The sequence below is a fragment of the Enterococcus sp. AMC1086 genome, from assembly GCF_058216575.1.
Map to the genome: position 1 here is coordinate 585,963 of NZ_CM177100.1, position 18,918 is coordinate 604,880.

Annotated in this window: 17 protein-coding genes; 13 read left to right on the plus strand and 4 right to left on the minus strand. The window is 35.4% G+C overall.

Features of this window, described 5'->3' with window-relative positions; genetic code table 11:
- The first annotated feature begins 134 nt into the window (after positions 1-134).
- The 6 genes from AC4BC4_RS02845 (at position 135) to AC4BC4_RS02870 (ending at position 7,568) form a co-directional block, all read left to right on the plus strand.
- Positions 135-665, plus strand: coding sequence for a potassium-transporting ATPase subunit C (locus AC4BC4_RS02845; protein ID WP_490476715.1), 531 nt, complete (start codon positions 135-137; stop codon positions 663-665).
- Positions 666-750: 85 nt separating this feature from the next.
- Complete coding sequence (locus AC4BC4_RS02850) at positions 751-3,411, plus strand: ATP-binding protein (RefSeq protein WP_490476716.1); 2,661 nt, start codon at positions 751-753, stop codon at positions 3,409-3,411.
- Complete coding sequence (locus AC4BC4_RS02855) at positions 3,411-4,097, plus strand: response regulator transcription factor (RefSeq protein WP_490476717.1); 687 nt, start codon at positions 3,411-3,413, stop codon at positions 4,095-4,097. The genes AC4BC4_RS02850 and AC4BC4_RS02855 overlap by 1 nt, the downstream gene beginning before the upstream one ends.
- A gap of 141 nt (positions 4,098-4,238) precedes the next feature.
- Positions 4,239-5,360 carry a glycerate kinase gene (locus AC4BC4_RS02860; protein WP_490476718.1) on the plus strand — a complete coding sequence of 374 codons (1,122 nt, stop codon included), beginning with the start codon at positions 4,239-4,241 and terminating at the stop codon, positions 5,358-5,360.
- A 243-nt stretch (positions 5,361-5,603) separates the two neighbouring features.
- The gene (locus AC4BC4_RS02865) at positions 5,604-6,284 is read left to right on the plus strand and encodes an ABC transporter ATP-binding protein (protein ID WP_069645775.1); all 681 of its coding nucleotides are present in this window, start codon (positions 5,604-5,606) and stop codon (positions 6,282-6,284) included.
- The gene (locus AC4BC4_RS02870) at positions 6,285-7,568 is read left to right on the plus strand and encodes an ABC transporter permease (protein WP_490476719.1); all 1,284 of its coding nucleotides are present in this window, start codon (positions 6,285-6,287) and stop codon (positions 7,566-7,568) included.
- A 267-nt stretch (positions 7,569-7,835) separates the two neighbouring features.
- On the opposite strand, the gene AC4BC4_RS02875 is transcribed toward AC4BC4_RS02870, so the two are convergent.
- The 3 genes from AC4BC4_RS02875 to AC4BC4_RS02885 form a co-directional block, all read right to left on the minus strand.
- Positions 7,836-8,207, minus strand: coding sequence for a hypothetical protein (locus AC4BC4_RS02875; RefSeq protein ID WP_490476720.1), 372 nt, complete (start codon positions 8,205-8,207; stop codon positions 7,836-7,838).
- A 117-nt stretch (positions 8,208-8,324) separates the two neighbouring features.
- A complete protein-coding gene (locus AC4BC4_RS02880) occupies positions 8,325-9,095 on the minus strand; it encodes a C47 family peptidase (protein WP_490476721.1) in 771 nt (256 codons plus the stop codon).
- A 38-nt stretch (positions 9,096-9,133) separates the two neighbouring features.
- A complete protein-coding gene (locus AC4BC4_RS02885) occupies positions 9,134-9,451 on the minus strand; it encodes a hypothetical protein (protein WP_438757290.1) in 318 nt (105 codons plus the stop codon).
- A gap of 541 nt (positions 9,452-9,992) precedes the next feature.
- On the opposite strand from AC4BC4_RS02885, the gene AC4BC4_RS02890 reads away from it, so the two are divergent.
- Entirely contained in the window at positions 9,993-10,934 is a 942-nt protein-coding gene (locus AC4BC4_RS02890; protein ID WP_438757289.1) for an NADP-dependent oxidoreductase, read from the plus strand.
- Positions 10,935-10,976: 42 nt separating this feature from the next.
- Here AC4BC4_RS02890 and AC4BC4_RS02895 read toward each other — a convergent pair whose 3' ends face one another.
- On the minus strand, positions 10,977-11,288 hold the full coding sequence (locus AC4BC4_RS02895) for an ArsR/SmtB family transcription factor (RefSeq protein WP_490476722.1): 312 nt from the start codon (positions 11,286-11,288) through the stop codon (positions 10,977-10,979).
- Positions 11,289-11,391: 103 nt separating this feature from the next.
- Here AC4BC4_RS02895 and AC4BC4_RS02900 point away from each other — a divergent pair, with 103 nt between their 5' ends.
- The 6 genes from AC4BC4_RS02900 to AC4BC4_RS02925 all read left to right on the plus strand — a co-directional run bounded on the left by AC4BC4_RS02900 (position 11,392) and on the right by AC4BC4_RS02925 (position 18,789).
- On the plus strand, positions 11,392-12,030 hold the full coding sequence (locus AC4BC4_RS02900) for a nitroreductase family protein (protein ID WP_438757287.1): 639 nt from the start codon (positions 11,392-11,394) through the stop codon (positions 12,028-12,030).
- A gap of 12 nt (positions 12,031-12,042) precedes the next feature.
- Positions 12,043-12,408, plus strand: a complete 366-nt coding sequence (locus AC4BC4_RS02905) for a DUF1304 domain-containing protein (RefSeq protein ID WP_490476723.1) — start codon at positions 12,043-12,045, stop codon at positions 12,406-12,408.
- Between the two features lie 162 nt (positions 12,409-12,570).
- Positions 12,571-13,167, plus strand: a complete 597-nt coding sequence (locus tag AC4BC4_RS02910; RefSeq protein WP_438757285.1) for a nitroreductase family protein — start codon at positions 12,571-12,573, stop codon at positions 13,165-13,167.
- A gap of 24 nt (positions 13,168-13,191) precedes the next feature.
- Entirely contained in the window at positions 13,192-14,037 is an 846-nt protein-coding gene (locus AC4BC4_RS02915) for a VOC family protein (RefSeq protein WP_490476724.1), read from the plus strand.
- Positions 14,038-14,774: 737 nt separating this feature from the next.
- Positions 14,775-16,544, plus strand: coding sequence for an SdrD B-like domain-containing protein (locus tag AC4BC4_RS02920; protein WP_490476725.1), 1,770 nt, complete (start codon positions 14,775-14,777; stop codon positions 16,542-16,544).
- Positions 16,545-17,019: 475 nt separating this feature from the next.
- Entirely contained in the window at positions 17,020-18,789 is a 1,770-nt protein-coding gene (locus AC4BC4_RS02925; RefSeq protein WP_490476726.1) for a PTS mannitol transporter subunit IIBC, read from the plus strand.
- The last annotated feature ends 129 nt before the right edge of the window (positions 18,790-18,918 follow it).

Genomic DNA, 18,918 nt, shown 5'->3' on the forward strand with positions numbered 1-18,918 from the left:
TTTAGGTTCATAGGCTAGCCTTTCGGAAAAAAGATAAAAATAGATTATGGAAAAGAGCGCCATTCTCGATTTTTCCTATTTTTCTGTCAAGGTTGAACGAGCCTATTCACCTTTAAATTTAAGGAGAAAATACAATGCAAAAAATAATGATCACTTCATTGAAAAGTATTTTATTATTTACCATAATCTGTGGTGTCATCTACACTGCAGCAGTTACGGCTGTCGGACAAGTTTTATTTCCAAATCAAGCAAATGGCAGTCTGATCAAAGAAGAGAACGCAGGAAAAACAAGTATCATAGGATCAAAATTGATGGGACAGTCCTTTACAGAAGAAAAATATCTACATGGACGCTCCGATCAAGTCAGCCAATTGTCACCTGTTTCCAAGGAACAAAAAATGCGTGTGGAAAAACGTGTACAAGAAGCGGACAAAAAGCAAGTTCCCATTGATTTAGTCACAGCATCAGCAAGCGGTGTCGATCCTGAAATTTCAATAGAAGCAGCAATGACGCAAGTTGATCGAATCGCTACCGCTAGAAATATGAAAAATAGCCAAGTCCGTGCTATAATCAAACAAAATATCACTGGCGTTAAAATAGGGACTATTGATTCGAAACGTGTGAATGTTTTAGGCGTCAATCAATCTTTGGATGAGTCTGAATAAACAGTTGGATCAGAAGGAACATTTTCTTAGTTTATCTGAGTGAAGCACTCCTGGTTCAACCTTTGAATAAAGGGTGGAATAACAAGTGGAAGATGAACGGTTGGATCCAGAACAGCTATTAGAAAAATGGAAGAAAAACGAACAAAGCCTGAGGTCTGGTCGACTGAAGGTTTTCTTCGGTTATGCGGCAGGTGTCGGGAAAACGTACGCCATGTTAAAAGAAGCCCACGAACAACTTGCAGAAGGCAAATCAGTCTTACTTGGTTACGTAGAACCTCATGCTCGTCCAGAAACTGAAGCATTGGTGGCGGGATTACCTACGATGCAAACCAAAAAATACGACTACAAAGGCATCACGATCAATGAATTTGATGTGGACGAAGCTCTACAAGCTAAACCAGATATTATTTTGGTAGATGAATTAGCCCACACAAATGCAATCGGAGCTAGAAATAGAAAAAGATACCAAGATATTGAAGAACTACTAAAAGCAGGTATTGATGTCTATACAACAGTCAATGTGCAGCATATTGAAAGTTTGAACGACATCGTGGAACAAGTGACAGGGGTCCATATTTCTGAAACAGTACCAGATACATTTTTTGAAACGAGCTCATTGAAAGTAGTCGATATCGAGACTGAAGAGTTATTGGAGCGACTAAAACAAGGAAAAATCTATCATTCAGAAAATGCTAAAAAAGCCATGGCCAACTTTTTTAAAACAGATAATCTAACATTATTACGAGGCTTGGCGATTCGAAAAGCATCAGATCATATCAATACAAGCAATCAGCAGGAAACCCAAAAAAGTACCGGTATCCATTCGAAATTACTGACGATCATTGATGAAAAAAATCCAGACATGACCAAAAAATGTCTACGCTGGACAGCTCGTTTAGCGCAAGTTTTAGGCACGGAATGGATCGCTTTAGAGATTTTAGAGGATATGTCTGAGCATTCAGAATCGGATAATTCAAAACTTGCAGCCAAACTTGGTGGTGAAGTCGTCACCTTAGAAAGTGATAACCAGCGGGATACAATTGTGCAGTATGTGAAAATGCGGGGCGTTACTGATTTGGTAATGGGTAAAGCAATCAAACGTTCTCGTTTTATTCGCCTGTACCGACCTGATTTGGAAGACGAACTAGTCGCGTTTATTCCAGATGTAGATATTCACTTAGTTCCATATCAATCCAATAAGTATTTACTAAATAAGTACGCCGTTAAGAAAAAGACTTTACATAGTATATTTACTTGGAAAGATTTTTATATGACCTTGGGGTTGCTTGCGGTGGCAACGTTACTTTCTGAATTAGGCTCTTATTATCATATCGGTGATCAGAACTTAATTTTGATCTATATTCTTTTTGTTCTGCTAGTGGCACGGATCACAACAGGTTATTTGTGGGCAGCGTTGGCCTCGATTGCTAGTGTTTTGATGTTTAATTGGTTTTTCGTTGACCCTCTTTTTTCTTTAACTGTTTATAAACAAGGATATCCAGTCACCTTGATTTTTATGCTTTTAGTTGCTTTATTGGTCAGCAATTTAATGATGCAAATCAAAAAACAAGCTTTTTATGCCATGAAACGTGAACATCAATTAGAGATTTTGTATGAACTGAATAAAAAATATCTAGTCACTCATGATCAAAAAGAAATCTTAGCCACAACAGCCGAATATTTATCGAATATGCTCGATAGAGAAGTCGTTTTGTATGGGGAGCAAGAACTGAAAAATCCAGAAGGGGCGCCAATTAAAGGGCCTTTAAGAAGTTTGGAAGAGTTAGCTGTTGCCAATTGGGTATTCATGAATCAAAAAGAAGCCGGTTACGGTACAGACACATTGATGGGGGCTAAAGCGCTCTATTTACCGGTTTTATCAAATGGTGTCACATTAGCGGTGATTGGGATCGAAAAAAGCAAAGAAATTCCGATTACTGATGAAATCATCAGCTTTTTAGAATTGGTTTCTACTCAACTCTCTCTAGCGATCGAACAAAATAAACTGACTTCTGAGCGGCAGCAAATTTTATTTGAAAGTGAAAAAGAACGAATGCGCGGGAACTTATTACGAGCAATCTCTCATGATCTGCGTACGCCGCTTACAGGAATCTCAGGATCTGTTGAAACTATTTTAAATGATAATGATACAGCCAAACTCCCAGAAGAAACCAAACGTAAACTACTTGTGGGAATCAAAGATGATGCGGATTGGCTGATCCGCATGGTAGAAAATCTATTATCGATCACTCGGATCAATGAAGAAACAATGAAAGTCGCAAAAAGCAAAGAAGCTGCAGAAGAAGTTGTGGCCTCAGCGATTCAACGCATTAGAAAAAGCTATCCAACTAGTGAAATCAATGTTTCACTACCAGACGAATTTGTTTTAGTGCCAATGGATTCTATCTTGATTGAGCAAGTTTTGTTTAACTTGATGGAAAATGCCATAAGACATTCAAACAGTGAGTCTCCAATTGTTGTGACAGTTTCTTTAACTGAAAAAGAAATCGCGTTTGAAATAGCCGATCAAGGGAAAGGGTTGACAAAAGAGCAACTCAAATTATTGTTTAGTGGGCTGACCAAACAAAGTACACCAGTGGATTCTAAGAGCGGAATGGGAATTGGTTTATCGATTGTCAAAACGATCATCATAGCGCACGACGGAACGCTTACTGCTGAAAACAGACCACAAGGCGGTGCAATTTTTACATTCACTTTACCACTAGAGCGAAAGGAGCAAAATTAATGGCGACGATTTTGATTATTGAAGACGATGATGTAATCGCTGAATTTATGGGTGCTGTTTTAGAAAAAGAAAAGCATACGATCCATTTAGCACATTCAGCTTTGGAAGGATTGTCGACTTTTCGGATGTGGTCGGTAGACCTGATTTTACTTGATTTAGGGTTGCCGGATCAAGATGGAATAGAAGTGTTAAAGAAAATTCGTGAAATGTCTCCTGTACCGATCATCATTATTTCAGCTCGTGATCATGAAAATAATAAGGTTGAAGCGCTGGATATAGGAGCAGACGATTACATTACGAAACCCTTTGGAACACCAGAATTACTCGCTAGAATCAGAACGGCGTTAAGACATGCCTCAAGTAATTCTGATCCCAAACTAGAAGTGAAACAAATCAATAATGGTGACTTGTGCATCGACATTGAACACCACACTGTCAGCAAAAAAGGAAAAGTGATCCATCTGACGCCAAACGAATACAAGATCATTCAGGTTCTGGGTGAAAATATTGGAAAAGTACTGACGCACACCTCTATTTCTCAGAAAGTTTGGGGACCGTATAGTAATGAAAGCCAGACCCTTAGAGTAAACATGTCTAATATTCGCAAAAAAATCGAAGATAATCCCGTTGAACCAGAGTATATTTTGACTGAAATTGGGATTGGTTATCGAATGTTAGAAAAATAGTATGAAAAAAGCCCAAAGCAAAACTGATCGTTATTGTTGTTATGGGCTTTTTTATTGAACATCCAGTCATCTATTGTGGGCATCACTTCTCAAAGGATGGTAAAATAAAGAATAGAACAAGTAGATGAAGGAGGGCTGAAAGTGAATATTGTAACAGCTATTGATTCTATGAAAGGCTCTTTATCAAGTATTGAAGCAAATCAAATCATTGCAAAAGTGTTTACTGAACAAGGACACATTGTCAAAGAAGTAGCGATTGCAGATGGCGGTGAAGGAACCGTAGCGGCAATTGTAAAAAATGGTGATGGTCAGAAAATTGAAACAAAAGTCCATGCTTTAAACGGGGAGCTAGTAAAAGTTCAATTTGGCTGGTTCCGCTCTGAAAAAATAGCTGTGATCGAATCTGCTGCAGCATCTGGTATTCAATATTTAGATGGAACAACAGCAACTCATCCACTGAATACCTCATCTTACGGCACAGGAGAATTGATCTTAGCAGCAATCGATCAAGGCGCACAAGAAATCGTAATAGGCTTGGGTGGAACAGGAACCGTTGATGGTGGGATTGGGCTGTTAAGGGCTTTAGGTGTCGAATTTTTTGACAAAAAAAATCAGTTATTGCCAGCTAAGGGAAGTAGTTTAGAAAAAGTTGCTTATTTCTCATCAGAACACTTAGATCCACGTTTGTCAGGAATCTCTTTTCATATTGCTTCTGATGTGACTAGTCCATTGCTAGGTGAAACAGGTGCTGTCTATATGTTTGGACGACAAAAAGGCTTAGCCGAAAATGAATTGGATAAGTATGAGTGTGGCATGAAGAACTATCAGAAAAGAATGTGTGAAATGAACGAGTCAGTAGCAGGAGATGGTGCTGCAGGAGGTCTTGGTTTTGCTATCAGAGTATTTTTAAAGGGAAACGTTCACTCAGGATTTCAGTTTATTTCAAAACAGACGGATTTAGAAGAAGCGATTAAACATGCTGATTTAGTGATTACGGGTGAAGGAAAAATGGACGATCAAAGTCTCCAAGGGAAAGTCCCAGTTGGAATTGGCGGCATTGCCAAAAAATATCAGGTACCAGTTATTGCGTTTGTCGGAAGTTTTAATGGAGATCAAAAGCTTTTTTATGAAAAAGGAATTTCTGTGATCATTCCAATTGTTGATAGAATCAAAACGTTAGAAGAAGCGATGAATGAAGCAAAAATAAACTTACAAATGGCAGCAAGTCGAACCTTGGATTTATTGACATTAATAAAAAAATAATCCTTCAACCTGTGTTATCAGAAGGACAAAAAAACAACACTTATTAGTATGAATAGCTATTAGGTGTTGTTTTTTTATCTCCTACTTAAGTCTAGAAAATATAGGTCTTAAGTACCATGACAAGAATGACGAGTTCCTTCAGAATGGTAAGAGAAGTAAGGAGATGTAAAATGAAAAAAGAGGAATAAGGGTAGACAATTATTACGTAATAAAAAAAGAGAGAGAATTAGTGGAGGGGAAATAATGTCTGTAATTGAAGCAAGAAATATAAAAAAAAGTTACGGCCGTAATGAATCAAAATTTGATGCATTAAAAGGCGTAGATCTAAAAATCGAAGAAGGTGAATCCGTTGCGATCATCGGAAAAAGCGGATCAGGAAAATCAACCTTTATGCATATTTTAGCACTATTAGATAAACCAACTTCAGGAGAAATCTTATTAAATAACCAAGATGTAACGAGTATCGGCAAAAAAGAATTGGACAAAACACGAAACAAACAATTCGGTTTTGTGTTTCAACAATTTTTTATGAATTCTAAAGATACGGTTTTAAATAATGTGATGTTACCGCTAAAAATCGGTGGCATTTCAAATGGTAAACGCAAAGAAATGGCGCTTGAAGCACTGAAAGCTGTTGAATTAGACGATAAAATCAACAATAAAGCCAACAACTTATCTGGTGGTCAAAAACAGCGCGTGTGTATTGCGCGTGCTTTGGTCAATAATCCTAAGATCATTTTTGCAGACGAACCGACAGGAAACTTAGATTCCACAACGGGTGATAAGATCGAGCAGTTATTATTTGATTTGAACAAAGAAAAAGGGATCACACTGATTATTGTCACTCATGATCCAGAACTTGCGGCACGCTGTGATCGCCAAATCCATGTGCGTGACGGATTAATTGTGGGAGGGAACGAGTAGATGAAATTTAGTGATATTTTAAAATCAGCCAGTTCAAATTTAATGCGCAATAAAGGGCGGACGGTTTTAACGATCGTAGCCATTTTTATAGGGGCATTTACCATTTCACTTACAACAGGTGTGAATATTGGTGTCAATGATTATATCGATAAACAAGTAGGAAGCGTCGGTGGTCAAAATCAAATCATGATCCAGCCCAAAATGACTGGGGGACCTAGTGAAGACGGTGAACCACAAAAATATGATGAGAATAAAAAGACAAGTTCAATACAACAACAAGAAGCTTTAGATAGTAAAGATCTTGAGAAAATAAAAAAAATCAAAGGAATCAAAAATGCAGAAGCATTGAAATCCGTTTCGACAAGTTATATTTCAGGAAAGAACAATGAAAAATACGTTTTTTCAGGAATGCCGATGCTAGAAGAATTGAGTGTAGATCTTGAAGCAGGTAAGGCAGTAGATCAAAATAGTTCAGAATTTCAACTCAATTTAGCGCCAGAATATGTGAAATCTTTAGGCTATAAATCAAGTGAAGATGCGATTGGTAAAACAGTCAAAATTGCAGCGTCTTCTGCAGCTACTGGAGAAGAAAAAGTAGTGGAAGCTACTATTACGGGCGTACGTAATACAAGCTTGATCCAAGGTGGAATGTCTTTATTGAACCGTTCCCTTGTTGATGAAATTTCAAAAATCAACGAAGAAGGCTTACCAGAAGCGATGACAGGACAATATGGACTGATCATAGGTGAAATGAGCAAAGACGTAACAAAAACAGAAATCGCCGATGTGAAAGAACGTTTAGATAAAGCAGGCTATATGGGTCAAACTGTTGAAGACCAAATCGGCATGATCAGAAATGTGATCAATGCAATCACAGGTGTCTTAACAATGTTCGGAGCAATTGCATTATTAGCCGCAAGTTTTGGAATCATCAACACGTTATACATGTCAGTTCAAGAACGTACAAGAGAAATCGGTTTGATGAAAGCAATGGGGTTAAGCAGTGGGAAAGTCTTTACGATTTTCAGTGTGGAAGCGGCATTGATTGGATTTTTAGGCTCTCTCTTAGGTATCTTAGGAGCAGTCGGTGCAGGTGCGTTGATCAATCAAATCGCAGCTGATTCATTCTTGAAATCATTGTCAGGCTTTACCTTGATCCAATTTTCAGCTTCTTCATCTGCCGTGATCATTTTGGTAATTATGGGAATTGCATTCCTTGCAGGAACATTACCAGCACGTAGAGCAGCGAAACTCGATCCAATTGAATCATTACGTTATGAATAAGAAGATATAATTGGATTAGCTTTTAAATAGAAAAATAATTATAAAAACCGGTACGATTTTAGGTAAATGTAGTGATCCAAAAATGTTAGACATTGAGGCTAGAACATAACTCTACGAGTTATATCCTAGCTTCTTTTTGCTTTGTTGAAATGTATTGTTAAGCTGTTTGTTGTGCTGTTTTTCAAGATCGAACAGGGATTTTCCAGTTCAATTTCTTTTTCATACGCTCATTATTGTAATAGTAACGATTCTCTTCACTACGATTATTTAACCCTTTTTGAATTTTAAGGGTGGTGTTTCCCCCACACTTTTATTATCAGCGATGTACACTTCTAGTTCATCTGATTTTTTTTTATATATACTTATCTTTGTCTCTTTATTTTTCGAAATAATTATTAACTCAGAAGAACTTTCTCGTTCGATCGACATATTTTTGTAATCCTCATAACCCAATTCTTTCAAATTTAAATCATATAGCATAGCTTCATTTTTAGATATAGTCATTTTTTTATCTTGCTCTGAATCTAACACCCATACACCAGAAAATGTATTATTTTCACTACTATTATTAGTAGTGAGTCCACAAGAAGCTAGTATAGAACAAGTTAAAACCACTATAATTGATAATTTTTTTTTCATACTTCCTCTTTTCTGCAATTTAGAGTATTTTTCCATCTATATCCTATTCAAACTAATTATTGTAGAAAAAGACACTCATTCTAACAAGCGTTTTTTTATTTGTCCATAAACTATTTTCTACCAATTCGTTATGGACCTTCTCCAAGTATAAGTACGATCTGAGTTAGCAATATATTTTATAGGTTTATTAGTAGGAGCTTCAATTAATTCTACATACGTTCTCCAAGGATTCCAAATTACAAATACATTTTTTCTCCCATTTGCTGTATCTGACATATAAGTTCCTGTTATATCTATTGCATGCCAAGTATGGACCTGTGATTCCCAAACTCCTAACACTCCGTTACTTTTTCTAAGCTGAGTTATAGTTTCACTCCAAGTGGTTGGTCGAGATAAAAGCTTTGGATAAACCCCTCTGGTATTTGCATACTTAACCATCTCATCATCAGTAAAACCAACATTTTTACCTCTTTTACCCCATTTACCTATATCAGAAGCTTTTGTGGGGCGTGCATCATTTTTATTATTTAATATCATTGCTGCGGCATAAGCGATACACCATTTATCGTCACCTTGAGTTTCTGATATTTTCCAATTAATTCTTGTTCCAAATTTATCAACTGTAGTAGAACGTAACTTTATGCCATCAACATTGTACTCTAAGCTCTCATTTAAATTAATGATCTCCAAATCTGAATTCTTTACTTTTTCTAATAAGACGTTCTCTGGATCTGTTTGATTTCCTTCTGATAAAGCTTCTGGGCTAGACCACAACAAGGTGATTTCTCCATCGTTTTCATAATAAATATCTCCATTTTCAGAAGCAATTAAAGATATCCCTTTTGAAAAATCCTTCCTTTTCAAAAAATTCAATTCATCAACTAACATTTTCGACAACTTAGTTGTATACTTCCCATTCTCATCTTTCAAAAAAATGTGTAAACAACTGACTCATTTTTTAAGACTGGAAACACAATGGAATTACTAGAAGTATTTTCGTCCAATAAAGAAAATGGAACGCCTAATACATAATCTTTTAAGGTATCTGAGGTCCCTTCAATTTCTAACATACCGTTTAGATATACTGCCAAATTATTTTCAAGATAAGTTTTAATGTTCTCACTAACCACTTCTGTTTTTACTGGAAAATTATTTTCCTCAGTTGCAAAAGCGTCATTAAAAGTACCTCCACAAACACCCAAAATAATGATTCCTAAAAAAACAACCATATTAGACCTTTTCATCGAATTCCTCCTTTTATAATTAAAATAAAAATTATATTAATCAGAATACCATTTATTTTTTACAACATCAATATATCTAAGTATTTCTTAAGTTGGTTAATATATATAATTAAAATGGTTTAAAGAAATAAATAAGTTACTAAATAATTAATTTGAATATTCTTGGCACATTCTAGTGACGAAAACAAAATTAAAAATATTACGAAATTAGGACGAAAGAAATAAAATAGTTAGTTTTAATTTTAAGTAGTGACTTATATATATAAAGGTTCATGGTCCAAAAACAGATCAATATAAGAGATTATTAGTATTTGTTGCGATGCATTCTTAGATGTAGTTGCCTCTATTTTCCATTGATTATAGGTCAAAAAAGTAAGTTTGAAACGCTACTATATTTTTTAAGTGAAAAGTAAGTATGATTTTGAGGGACATAGTCAAAGTCATATCTGCTTTCTTATTAACAAGCATATTTTTTACCTAAATAAAAAATAAGGAGTATACTGAGTTCACATTTTATTTAATAGACGGAGGAATCATAAATATGAAAGCAGTAGTCATCAATCAATACGGAAGCAAAGATGAATTAACCGAACAAGACGTAACATTACCTGGATTAAAAGAACATCAAGTACTGGTTAAAGAACATGCAACATCAATCAATCCGATTGACTGGAAATTAAGAGAAGGCTATTTAAAACAAATGTTTGACTGGCCATTTCCGATTATTTTAGGCTGGGATGTTGCGGGTGTTATCACAGAAGTTGGTAGCGGTGTAACGGATTGGAAAGTTGGAGACAAGGTTTTTGCTCGTCCAGAAACAACACGTTTTGGAACGTATGCAGAGGAAACGATCGTTGATGATAACTTATTAGCGAAAATCCCTGAAAATGTGACTTTTGAAGAAGCCGCGGCTGTTCCTTTAGCTGGGTTGACTGCTTTACAAGCACTTTTTGATCATGGGAAACTTCAAAAAGGCGAAAAAGTCTTGATCCATGCTGGAGCTGGTGGTGTTGGAACGTATGCGATTCAATTAGCTAAACAAGCGGGTGCGTATGTTATTACGACTGCTAGTGAAAAAAATCATGAGTTACTAGAAAAATTGGGTGCAGATGAAGTGATTGATTATCGTACGACTAACTTTGCAGAAGTTTTAACAGACATTGATTTAGTCTTTGATACGATGGGTGGAGATATTCAAAAATCTAGTTTTTCTGTTCTAAAACCAAATACAGGACGCTTGATCTCGATCGTTGGTATTGCAGATGAAGAGTTGGCAAAAGAAAAAAATATTAAAGCTGAAAGTATCTGGCTTCAAACAAATGGCAAACAATTACAAGAAATTGCCGATTTAATGGCTTCTGGAAAAGTGATTTCAATCGTCGGAGAAGTGTTTCCTTTCTCTAGAAAAGGTATTTATGATGCCCACGCATTGAGTGAAACTCACCATGCTGTAGGTAAAATCGTCATCAAAATGGCAGACTAAAGAAATAGACTATCCTCATCAAATTCACTTGTTGAGGATAGTCTATTTGTTTGTTTTCTCTGCTCTAAAGTGAATCAGTTCTATTAATCCAGGTAATTCTCGTTGGATGTAGTCTTTATTTAAAACATACGTTTTAATTGTCCCCATTTTGATTTCTTGAATCAGCTGTGCATCCTTAAGCAATTTTATATGGTGAGATAAGGTGGATTTTACAATATTATATTTTTCTGAGGTTATCCGTTTTTCACCATCAAGTAATAAGCAAGTAAGGATATTCAAACGAATGGGATCACTGACTGCTTGCAACGCTTGAAGAACAGGATCGTTGTTGTTATCGGTCATTTTATTTTTCATAAACAAATTATAACATAAACATTCTACTTTACATATTGCTTAGGGCGTGATATATTTTTGATGTTCGAAAACAATCGAACGAAAGAGGGAAATGAGGGATATAATGGAAAACACATATAAAGAAAATAATTTTGACACGATCATGAAAGGGAGAAGATCCATTCGCAATTACGATCCAACAGTTAAAATCAGCCGTGAAGAAATGGAGCAAATCATTGACGACACAGTTAAAGCACCTTCTTCTGTGAATATGCAGCCATGGCGTTTTACAGTTGTTGAAAGTGAAGAAGGAAAAGAAGCCATTGCGCCTCTTGTTCGTTTTAATAAAGTGCAAAATGAAACATCCGCTGCAATGATCGTGATCTTTGGAGATTTAAACAGCTTTGAGCATGCAGAAAAAATCTATGGTACAGCAGTGGAACAAAATTTAATGCCGCAAGAAGTCAAAGAACGTCAATTAGAAGTATTGAGTCCTTTGTTTGAACAAATGTCGACAGAAGATAAAAAAGAAATGGCCATTATCGATGGTGCATTAGCTGCGATGAACTTAATGCTAGTAGCAAGAGCATATGGTTATGATACAAATCCTATCGGTGGTTTTGAACGTGAAAAAATTGCTGAAGCGCTAGATATGGATAAAGAACGTTATTATCCTGTAATGATTATTTCAATTGGGAAAGCAAATGAAGCAGGTTATCCTTCATATCGACTACCAGCAACTGATATTACAACGTGGAAATAGGAGACGAAATCGATGCATACTATTCCGTTAGTTTTAGCTGTTATCGTTGCAGTTGAACATTATTACATTTTATATTTAGAAATGTTCCAAACAACATCACCTGCAGCACAACGTAGTTTTGGGTTGGATAAAGAATTTTTAGAGGATAAAAGAGTGCAAGCTTTGTTCAAGAATCAAGGGTTATATAATGGTTTTTTAGCTACAGGAATTTTATGGGGCTCATTTTTTGCTGTTAATAGCTGGAGTGTGGTCATGTTCTTCATTATCTGTGTAGTCGTTGCGGCCGTATATGGCGGATTGACGTCTTCAAAATCAATTCTGATAAAGCAAGGTATTCCAGCAATTATTACATTAGTAGCACTTTTGATATTTAAATGATCTGAAATAAGTTTGAGACAAGAACCCCTTTGTCTTAGGCTTTTTCTTTTATTTTAAAAAAACTTATAAAAAGTAAGTCAAAACTCTTTACTTACTTTTAGTAAGACGATATACTATGAAAGTAATCTAAAAACTAATTCGAATCGAAAAGGAGCAATACACATGACAGAATTTACTCAAGCATTAAAAAAACGCCGTTCAATCTACGCTTTAGGAGATAATCTACCACAATCACAAGAAGAAATCACAGCATTAGTCAAAGAAGTTGTTAGAGAAAGTCCAACTTCATTTAACTCTCAAACACAACGTGTGGTTTTCTTATTCGGTGATGCACATAAAAAATTATGGGCAATGACAGAAGAAGCATTGAAACCTTTAACACCTGCAGATGCTTTCCCAAATACACAAGCTAAATTGCAAAGCTTTGCAGCTGGAACTGGAACATTACTCTTCTTTGAAGATATGGATATTGTAAAAAATTTACAAGAACAATTTGAATTGTACGCTGATAACTTCCCAGTGTGGTCAGAACAAGCAAGTGGGTTGACTCAAGCAAATGTCTGGACTGCATTAGCACAAGAAAATATCGGTGCTAATTTACAACATTACAACCCCGTAATCGATGAAGCTGTAGCAAAAGAATGGTCAATTCCAAGTCCATGGAAATTAAGAGCGCAACTTGTCTTCGGTTCGATCGAAGCTCCAGCTGGCGAAAAAGAATACATGGAAGATAGCGCACGTTTCCTAGAATTTAACTAATTAAAGCAAATGGAGGAGAGAAGCATGGTGGTCACATTACCTAAAGAACTAATCGTAAAACAAGTAAAATTAAAAGTAAAAAATCTGGAAAAAATGACAGATTTTTATACGAAAATGATTGGTCTTGTGTTATTAAAAAAAGAAGACAATACGGTTTTCTTAGGTGCACAGGATTCTTCAGAAGCAATCGTGATTTTAGAAGAACTTGTTGATCCTGTAGTAACAGACAAGACAACAGGTTTGTACCACACCGCTTTTCTCTTACCTTCGCGTAAAGATTTAGGCAATAGCTTACTATGGCTATTGCAAAATAATATTGAGCTGGGTGCTGCTGATCATGGTTACAGTGAAGCAATCTATTTAAATGATCCAGAAGGAAATGGCATCGAAATCTATCGGGATAAGCCTATGAGTGAATGGGATATTCGGGCTGGTGGAGAAATCATTGGTGTCACTGAAGAGCTGGATGGAGATGCTGTCGTCGCACAAGCCGATAGAAAATGGTTAGGTATGGCACCTGGATCAAGAATTGGACATGTTCATTTACAGGTCGCAGATTTAGAGGAGACGGAGACGTTTTATGAACAGCTTGGTTTTTCTTTAAAATCAAATTTTGGCAGACGCGCTAAATTCTTCGCTGCAGGTGAGTATCATCATCATATCGGGACGAACACTTGGAATGGAGAACATGTGCCGCTAATTGGCGAAAATCAATTAGGTCTAGCTTGGTATACATTCCAGTTGCCATCTGGGAAAGCATTTGAGCTTTTCATCAAACAACTTGATGAAATGGCTGTTGAGTATGTGAATGAAAATGAGCAAATCACGATTCAAGACCCAAATGGAATGCAGATTAAGTTTGAATATTAGTGGAAAGGCGTCGCTTCTGCCCCCCCATCGTTTATTCAGATTCCTTAAGGCTAGAAGATAACTCGTAGAGTTATCTTCTAGCCTCTTTTTTTGTAAATTAGTAAGTAGCTAAGATTAGGGATAAAAGATGAATAATATCTAATAAAGTAGACAGAACAAATGGATAATTTAGATAAAAAATTATGAAAAATTTTCCTGTGTTTTTAACTTTTTCCCAAACATTGGGTTTAAGTATAGAGTAGAATGATAACTTTTTGTATCAAAATTAGTAAGTAATCAAAAGTGATCTTGTGTAGTTGAAACGAGATTACTATTTTGTTGTAGTTAAATGTGTAAATGATCAGAATCTGATGTAAGGAAATGGAACCAAAATACGTTTCCAAAAATCAGTCATTCATGTAGAGATAAAAATAATCTAGCAGAAGCATTTATAACGCTCTTTCCAACGCTTTTAGCTAACTAAATAACCAACCAATAACAATATTTTTTTACTTTATATAGGCTACGGTTATTGTTAAACGTATCTGCTATAGTATATCTTTTAGGACAATTGTATTCATAATAATGAGAGTTCAGCTTTTAATGCAATATAGCTTGTGAAATCCAACGATGATATCTAAATGATATAAATTAGATATATAATATCTAAAAAAATATAAAATATATAAAAATCTGACAAATAGTGTATACTATTAGTAGAAGGTTTGGTAAAGATACATTAAAAAAAGGAGTTTAAGATGAAAAAGAATAAAAAAATAGTAATTTTATCAATTGGAATTATAGTGGCTTTCTTGCTGGGGTACACTACAAAAACAGAAGCAGCTTCCCTATATACAATTAATGGGAAAGTTTTTCAAGATGTTAATCAAAATGGAAAAATGGATCTAGAGAAATTTGAAATTGGATTAAAAAATCAAAAAGTAATGCTTTTCCAAGATATGAATGATGCTCAAAATGGGAACAATCCAATCAAAACATCAACGACAAATTTTGCTGGAGATTATAATTTCAGTTTACTGAAAAAAGGAACTTATTACGTTAAATATAATGTAAATAATGATCGATATAGTACTCATGAGTCACCAGATAACCTTGTTGATTCAGAAGGGAAACAAATTTCGAATATTTATCCTGTGACTGTTAATGCAGGGAAATTCATAACAAAAAGAGACTTACCTTTAATCAAAAAAGTCTCGATGTCTGTGACGCCATTCAATGACGTCAATTTTAATGGTGTGAAAGAAGCTGACGAAGAAATTCTTAATGGTAAGACGGTGTTGATCTTAAACCTTAAACAATTTTCTAAAGCGATTCAAGAGGGAATGTTGAATAACATTGATATTTCCAATATTGTTGGATCTGCTCTTTCAGATGGAAATGTAGATCTGGCTGACGGTGTACATTTAAGAACTGTTAGGAAAGACCAAGCAATTAGGATGGATTCTCTTGAAACAGGTGCTTATGTAATTGTTCGATCGCCTTTTGATCTTAACGTAGGGGATATTCTTAATAACCGTAAACGTTTAGAAGCTATTGTGGAAATTTTGATAAACGGTAATATTCAGGGATTGTTAGATCATCCAGAATTATTTGGAACAGGTGATATTGATACAAATCGTGATAATAGAGGTTTATACTTCTTTGCAGATACTCTGGCAAAAATAGCTGCATTATCTAATAACGTTGACTACGATTCTGTCCTTGAAGAAAATCAATCTAAAAAAATGACACAAACAATCAATCAATTACAATCAATCTCAGACATACTAAATTCTTTACCCGCATATAAATTAGGTGTGGTTAATTATTATGGTGATATGTTTGATATTACAGGATTTAAACTTAAAAAAACGAACGATTTTTACTTTGGCATAAAAAACTTTGCAACTTTGTCAGGTATCGCTTTTTCAGATACGAACAACGATGGTAATTTAAATAGTCTTGAGTTATCAGGATTTACATCTACTATTTTTGCTTATGATGAAAATGGAACTATTTTAAATCAATCGAATACATCAGGTTCATCTAGAAATTATAAGTTGGATCGTTTGCCATTCGATACTGATATTTATTTAGCAGTTGAAACGGATCGACCAGTTTATCCGCTATTAGATGATAACGATGTGCCAGAAGCTTTAAAAGGTAAAAAAATTATTTCTAAAAATATTATTTCTAAATATGATCGTAATACAATTATTGATCAAAATATTGCTGGTATGGGAAGTTCTTCAAGTGCTGTTTCAGTCTCTTTGGAATCAATTGATCCAGAAACTAAAACAGCGGCGCTACAATTTAGGAATACTGATAAATCAAATAAAGTTACAGTTTTCTATTCTCTAAATAATGAGGAACAAATTAGCTTAACACTAAATAAGGCCCCTATTTTTGGAAGCAGTAAGCCAGTTAAGCAAAACATAGCAAATGTTTTAATTAATGAAGAAAATATTCTGAAAACATATTTTAATTCTGGTGTTTATAAAGTCTATTTACCAGATTTAATATTCTAGAATCGCAAAAAAATATCTTGTTCTTTCATCAAACCTTCTACATGTGAATCTGGGACAAAAGCGTTTAACTCCGAGAAATAAGAGGAATGAATTGCTTCTATTCCCACCGTTTATTCGGATTCCTCAAGCCTAGGACATAACTCGCAACGTTATGTTCTAGGCTCATTTTATTTGTATATTCTGAAAAACACCTGATATAGTTGTGATTTTGTAGCGTTCTCAGTGAGGAATTAAACCGGACCGTACTTATTTTCTTAAACGATTATCTCTGTCTATTTACATAAAAGATTTACGTGATCATTAAGTAATTTTACATAGCTAAAATACAATTCAATGAAGAGGTAGATTCGAAATAGAAAAAATGAATAAATGGCACAAAGCTTTGTGCCAAAGTTGTATCTACTATTGATTGTCGAAATGCTTGAATGCGATTACAATTATAGTATGAAAAAGTTATTATAAGGAGGAACAGAGAATGGAGAACACTCGTCAAAAAGTGGGCATTAAAGTCAGAGTGCAAAAGTTAGGGACCAGTCTTTCAAGTATGGTGATGCCAAATATCGGCGCGTTTATAGCATGGGGGGTATTGACTGCCTTCTTCTTAGAGACAGGTTGGACACCTAATAAGCATTTAGCTTTGATGATTGGTCCGATGTTGACTTATTTACTACCATTATTAATTGGTTATAGTGGAGGCTCATTGATTTACGGACAACGGGGGGCAGTTGTTGGTGCGATTGCTACGATGGGAGTTATCGTGGGCGCAGATGTACCGATGTTCATAGGCGCTATGATCATGGGTCCTATAGGTGGTTGGACCATTAAGAAATTTGATGATATCTTTGCTGACAAAATCAAAACAGGTTTTGAAATGTTAGTAAACAATTTTTCATCTGGATTATTAGGTTTTGGTTTAGCCATTTTAGGGAATTATGCAATTGGTCCAATCGTTAGTTATCTAACTGAATTAATGGGACAAGGTGTAGAAGCAATTATTAACATGCATTTATTGCCGTTAGCAAACATCTTAATTGAACCAGCGAAAATTTTATTTTTAAATAATGCGATTAATCACGGAATTTTAACACCGTTGGGCGCTGAACAAGCAGCTACTGCTGGTAAGTCAATTCTGTTCTTATTAGAAACAAACCCTGGTCCTGGTCTGGGTGTTTTATTGGCCTTTACGATTTTTGGTAAAGGGGCAGCTAAATCTTCCGCTCCAGGTGCAATGATCATACAATTCTTAGGCGGGATTCATGAAATTTACTTCCCGTATGTAATGATGAAACCTTTATTATTCTTGGCAGTAATAGCTGGTGGAGTATCTGGGACTTTTGTCTTCACACTATTAGGTGCAGGGTTACAAGCGGCAGCTTCACCGGGTTCGATTCTAGCAATCTTGGCTTTGACACCTCAAGGCGCATATTTTGCGAATATTGCCGGAATAGTAGTTGCTACAATTGTGTCTTTCCTAGTTGCCAGTATTATTATTAAAGCGGATAAAAAAGAAGAAGATCTATTAGCAAGTCAAGCAGCTGTAGCGGAGGCAAAAGCCACAGCGAAAAACCAAACAGGTCATTCATCAACAGTTGAAACTAAAACAGATGATCTAGGTAATATCAATAAAATTATATTTGCGTGTGATGCTGGAATGGGTTCTTCAGCAATGGGGGCTTCAATTTTGCGGAATAAAGCGAAGAAAGCCGGTTTGAAACTTCCCGTTTCTAATTCTGCAATTAACAATTTAAATGATGATTCTAACGCATTAATCGTAACGCAAGAAGAATTACATGATCGGGCAAAACAAAAGGCACCTAGTGCAATCTTTGTTTCTGTAGAAAATTTTATGAACTCACCTCGCTATGATGAGATCATTGATGGTTTAACGGATACGGAAAAAACAGAATCAGCAATAGTTTCAGATGTTAGTGATGATAAAGCATCTGAGTTGGTTGATTATCATAACGTGAATCATTTGATTGTAGCTTATCAAGATAATAAAGGTTCTGCTTATATGGCTTCAACTATCCTTAAAAAGCTGTTGAAGGATAAAAGCCTAGATTATCCAGTAACAGTAGTTTCAATCGGAGAGTTAGAAGATGAAATGAAGTCAATGATCATTACTCTAGATAAAGATACAGCCGCAGCTGAAAAACAAGCACCAAGTGCGGTCCATCTTTCCGTAAAAGACTTAGTTGTGTCAGAAAAATATGATGAATTAATCGAACATTTATCAAAAAGGTAGTTTTTTTCTCCGAACCGTATTAAGCTAGAAAAATAAATGCATACTTTCTAAGTTGATTTTTAAAAAGGGAGACTAAGCTGACAAGTGTAACGTTTTTACACAAGCTTGGTCCTACCCTTTTATCTGCTT

What these genes read in the sequence shown, in the direction of transcription:
- AC4BC4_RS02845 (WP_490476715.1), top strand. Translation starts at nt 135, where the DNA reads ATGCAAAAAATAATGATCACTTCATTGAAAAGTATTTTATTATTTACC.
- AC4BC4_RS02855 (WP_490476717.1), top strand. Translation starts at nt 3,411, where the DNA reads ATGGCGACGATTTTGATTATTGAAGACGATGATGTAATCGCTGAATTT.
- AC4BC4_RS02865 (WP_069645775.1), top strand. Translation starts at nt 5,604, where the DNA reads ATGTCTGTAATTGAAGCAAGAAATATAAAAAAAAGTTACGGCCGTAAT.
- AC4BC4_RS02870 (WP_490476719.1), top strand. Translation starts at nt 6,285, where the DNA reads ATGAAATTTAGTGATATTTTAAAATCAGCCAGTTCAAATTTAATGCGC.
- AC4BC4_RS02875 (WP_490476720.1), bottom strand. Translation starts at nt 8,207, where the DNA reads ATGAAAAAAAAATTATCAATTATAGTGGTTTTAACTTGTTCTATACTA.
- AC4BC4_RS02880 (WP_490476721.1), bottom strand. Translation starts at nt 9,095, where the DNA reads ATGTTAGTTGATGAATTGAATTTTTTGAAAAGGAAGGATTTTTCAAAA.
- AC4BC4_RS02885 (WP_438757290.1), bottom strand. Translation starts at nt 9,451, where the DNA reads ATGAAAAGGTCTAATATGGTTGTTTTTTTAGGAATCATTATTTTGGGT.
- AC4BC4_RS02890 (WP_438757289.1), top strand. Translation starts at nt 9,993, where the DNA reads ATGAAAGCAGTAGTCATCAATCAATACGGAAGCAAAGATGAATTAACC.
- AC4BC4_RS02895 (WP_490476722.1), bottom strand. Translation starts at nt 11,288, where the DNA reads ATGAAAAATAAAATGACCGATAACAACAACGATCCTGTTCTTCAAGCG.
- AC4BC4_RS02900 (WP_438757287.1), top strand. Translation starts at nt 11,392, where the DNA reads ATGGAAAACACATATAAAGAAAATAATTTTGACACGATCATGAAAGGG.
- AC4BC4_RS02905 (WP_490476723.1), top strand. Translation starts at nt 12,043, where the DNA reads ATGCATACTATTCCGTTAGTTTTAGCTGTTATCGTTGCAGTTGAACAT.
- AC4BC4_RS02910 (WP_438757285.1), top strand. Translation starts at nt 12,571, where the DNA reads ATGACAGAATTTACTCAAGCATTAAAAAAACGCCGTTCAATCTACGCT.
- AC4BC4_RS02915 (WP_490476724.1), top strand. Translation starts at nt 13,192, where the DNA reads ATGGTGGTCACATTACCTAAAGAACTAATCGTAAAACAAGTAAAATTA.
- AC4BC4_RS02920 (WP_490476725.1), top strand. Translation starts at nt 14,775, where the DNA reads ATGAAAAAGAATAAAAAAATAGTAATTTTATCAATTGGAATTATAGTG.
- AC4BC4_RS02925 (WP_490476726.1), top strand. Translation starts at nt 17,020, where the DNA reads ATGGAGAACACTCGTCAAAAAGTGGGCATTAAAGTCAGAGTGCAAAAG.